The organism is Priestia sp. P5_B4 (assembly GCF_056400385.1).
The window spans coordinates 1-3329 of record NZ_JBFULJ010000410.1; the positions used below are offsets into that span (position 1 = coordinate 1).

2 protein-coding genes and 1 pseudogene are annotated in these 3329 nt (G+C 38.6%); 1 reads left to right on the forward strand and 2 read right to left on the reverse strand.

Features of this window, described 5'->3' with window-relative positions; translation table 11 throughout:
* Nucleotides 1-234 (forward strand): annotated as a pseudogene (locus tag AC1DRF_RS20355) (chitooligosaccharide deacetylase); the annotation flags it as partial.
* 39 nt (nucleotides 235-273) lie between these two features.
* Here the strand turns inward: AC1DRF_RS20355 and AC1DRF_RS20360 are convergent.
* Both AC1DRF_RS20360 and AC1DRF_RS20365 read right to left on the reverse strand, forming a co-directional pair.
* Entirely contained in the window at nucleotides 274-1752 is a 1479-nt protein-coding gene (locus AC1DRF_RS20360) for a potassium/proton antiporter (RefSeq protein ID WP_043982063.1), read from the reverse strand.
* A gap of 165 nt (nucleotides 1753-1917) precedes the next feature.
* The gene (locus AC1DRF_RS20365) at nucleotides 1918-3294 is read right to left on the reverse strand and encodes a M28 family peptidase (protein WP_477741532.1); all 1377 of its coding nucleotides are present in this window, start codon (nucleotides 3292-3294) and stop codon (nucleotides 1918-1920) included.
* Between the last annotated feature and the right edge of the window lie 35 nt (nucleotides 3295-3329).

A 3329-nucleotide genomic window follows, 5' to 3' on the forward strand; every position in this document is an offset into this window, starting at 1 on the left:
GGCGTAGGTAAAATTGTAAGTCAAGTGCTTAACCATGCCAGGTCAGGAGATATTGTATTGTTTCATGATACGGGAGGAGATCGAACCCAAACCATTGAAGCATTAAAACAAATTTTACCGAAGTTAAAGGAAGAGGGATATAAATTTGTAACGGTCTCAGAACTTTTAAAACATCACCCCAATTATAAATCTCTTTATTTGATGCAACAGCAAAAACAGCACTCCGTTCAATAATCGGGTGCTGTTTTTCTCGTAAAGACTTTAACCAATTTTTTAACTAGTTTTTCCTTCTCTTTCGTCCCCATCAGACGTATTTTTTTGGAAAAATGCTTTTACTTTATCCCGTTTTTTCTTCGAAATAAGAATATATAATGTATCACCTGCAAAAATTTGTGTATTTCCTCTAGGGGTAAGTAGTTTATCATCTCGAATAACAGCAGTCACTAAAATGTCTTCAGGGAGGTGAAGTTCTTCAAGCGATTTTCCTGATATATCTGCATGTTCCACGAGCTTCAACTCAATCATTTCATTTTTGGTTTTGCCCATCGAAACAAGCTCGAGACTGTGAGGAACCGTCTCTTTTTCACCTTGAGAAAGGTTTAGAAATTTGGCTAAAGGAGCGATTGTTGCTCCTTGAAGAAGAGCGGAAGTTAAGACAACAAAGAAAACGACGTTAAAAATGAGCGTGCTGTTCTCCAAACCTGCCATCATAGGATAAGTAGCCAATACAATTGGAACAGCTCCTTTTAAACCGGCCCAAGAAATAAACAGTTTTTCTTTGGAAGAATATTTAGCAAACATCATCGAAAGAAATACGCCGAGTGGACGAGCGACAAACATAAGTAAAAGAGATAACAGTATACCCTGCCAAATGATATCTAGCAGTTGATTAGGAAAGACAAGAAGGCCGAGTAAAATAAACATTAAAATTTGCATCATCCATGCAAAACCTTCGTTAAAGCGGACAATTGTGTGACGATAAGTTAGATCTGCATTTCCTACTACCACTGCCATTACATATACAGCAAGTAGACCGCTTGCTTCTACAAATGTGGAAATTCCATAGGTTAAGGCGGCCAATGACAATGTAAGCACAGGGTAAAGACCTGAAGAATCCAAATTAATTCGATTAATAATCCAAACGGATGCTTTTCCGAGTACTAAACCAAGTACCAGCCCGATTCCCATTTGCCAAAAGAAATTAAGGATTAATGAGAGGATAGGAGAGTCCGGATGTTGAATTAATTCAATAATAGAAACGGTTAAGAAGATGGCCATCGGATCATTGGAACCAGATTCTGCTTCTAGCGTGGAGTTTAATTTTTGGCGGATATTCTGTGTCCCTAGTACAGAGAACACGGCTGCAGCATCTGTAGAGCCAACGATTGCCCCAAATAAAAAGCCTTCAAGCCAAGTAACACCTAAAATATATTTGGCAAGTACACCCGTTAAAACTGTCGTAATGAGGACTCCGAAAGTAGCTAATGAAACGGAAGGGCGAACAACGCGTTTAACATCTTTCCATTTGGTCTGCACGCCTCCATCAAAAAGAATAATGATAAGCGCTAATATTCCGAATCCTTGTGTTAAAAGAGCATTGTCAAAGTAGATGTAGTGGCTAACAACCATTCCTACAATAATAAAGAGTACAAGCGAAGGGACTCCAAGGCGAGTAGAGAACTTTGCAGTAAGTACCCCTATGACAAGGAGAATAGATAGTAAAAGAATTGAATGGTCTACCGTAAAATCCAAAAAATACACCTCTTTTGTTCAAAATTTTTATGTAAGCAATAAATGAGGTTCCTCTATAATAATTGTAGCATAATGGATTTAAAACCTTGAGAAATCTGCTTATCAAAAAAAGAGATGCATAAACATCTCTTTTTTTGATCATGTATGAATAACAGGGACAGATTCTTATTTAACATCTTGCTCGTGATAAAGATGAGGAGCTTTAAATGTTGCTTTCTTTTTAACTGAAGAACCTTGTTGATCGGGACGGGAACGATCGTAAATAGCTGTTCCAACAATCTCAGCCACATCTTGAAGTTTTTCTTTGCTTATTTTATCAAGGGTATCTTCAGGCGTATGATACCAAGGTTCAGACGGACTGTGAATAAATAGAGCAGCCGGTATTCCTGCCTCTGCAAAAGGAACGTGATCACTGCGGCCGCCAGCTTGGAATGGCGTAGGTGATCCATTTAATCTTGTACTTGAAGCTTGAGCTAATTCTGTGACAAGATTTGGTGTTCCATCAGCTGTATTCATCACCAAATCTCCCGCATCTCGACTTCCCACCATGTCTAAATTAAACATTCCAACAATACGATTTTTCTCATCTTCAGATAGCTCACTAACATAATGCTCGGATCCTAGTAAGCCTACTTCTTCAGCTCCGAATGTAACAAATCGCAGTTCTGTATCAGTAGGAAGAGTTTTAAATACGCGAGCTAATTCAAGCACCATTGCTGTTCCAGAAGCATCGTCATTTGCCCCAGGCGCTCCGGCCACAGAATCATGATGAGCACCTACTACAATAATATCATTTGTTTCTTTTTTCTTAAAAGTAGAAGGTTTAGTAGCGGTTACATTATAAGATGTTCGCTCACTTACGACAGCTCCTTCAATTTTTACTGTACCTGAAGGCTTTTCGCCTTTTTGAATAGAAGTAAGAATCTTTTCACCTTCTTCTTTGGTAACAGCAAGAGACGGAATGTAGTTATCATTAGCGCCGCCAAGCGTTCCGCTTAGCTCACCGTCTGTATTATTAAAAATAATGACGGCTGCAGCCCCTTTTTCAGCAGCATTTAATACTTTTTCACCAAAAGTAATAGTGCCTCGCTGAACTAATACAATTTTACCTGTCATATCTTTGTTTGCTAAATTATCTTTTGTACCCAGCCCTCCATCTACAATTTCAGCAGTGACATTTCCATTGGTGCTATAAGTAAAAGTTGTTGGAGAGTAGCTGGTACCGTTTACGCTTAGTGAAAAACTAGCTGCTGGTGTGTAACCGGTAAAGGTAAAAGGCTCTACTGCGCTCTCATAGCCTAGTTTAGACAAACGCTTTTGAACAAATGTAGCAGCTTCGCGTTCAGCTTCAGTTCCTGCCACACGAGGTTTTTTTGAGAGATACGCAATGTCTTGATAAATTTTCTCAGCATTGATTTTTTTTAATACTTTTTGTTCAGAACTTTGATGKTGAGAAGCATTTGCAGAAGTAGAAGCTTGTACACTTGTAAAAGATAAAGTCAAACTTGTTGCTACAGCCAAAGAAATCACGGTTTTTTTCATTAAAATCCCCCTAAATTTATCGATGTAGTTGGTAC